Origin of the sequence: Pantoea sp. 18069 (genome assembly GCF_902706035.1) — a bacterium.
In the GTDB taxonomy this organism is placed as follows: Bacteria; Pseudomonadota; Gammaproteobacteria; order Burkholderiales; family Burkholderiaceae_C; genus Comamonas.
On record NZ_CACSJA010000174.1, the window covers coordinates 1 to 252 of the forward strand.

The window sequence follows — 252 nt, forward strand, 5'->3', positions numbered from 1 at the left end:
GTTGCGCGCCTGCAACTGCCGCTGTCGCTGTCGTACGACCACCGCGTCATCGACGGCGCGCTGGCCGCGCGCTTCAACGCCTATCTGGGCCAGTTGCTGGCGGACTATCGCCGCATCGTGCTGTAAGAACGTGTTCACGAACTCTTCGCGCCGCGACAGCGCCTTGGCGGGATGGGATGCTAGGCGCAGTACCGCAGCAATAGCCCTGCTATTGCGAGGATCTGCAACGACGCAGACCGCCCGCCAAGGCAC

Annotated in this window: 1 protein-coding gene; it reads left to right on the forward strand. The window is 65.1% G+C overall.

The window, feature by feature from the left end; translation table 11 throughout:
• Positions 1 to 126: 2-oxo acid dehydrogenase subunit E2 (locus GVL12_RS26105; protein WP_159918410.1), on the forward strand; the 126-nt coding region annotated here is incomplete at its 5' end.
• Positions 127 to 252 lie beyond the last annotated feature (126 nt).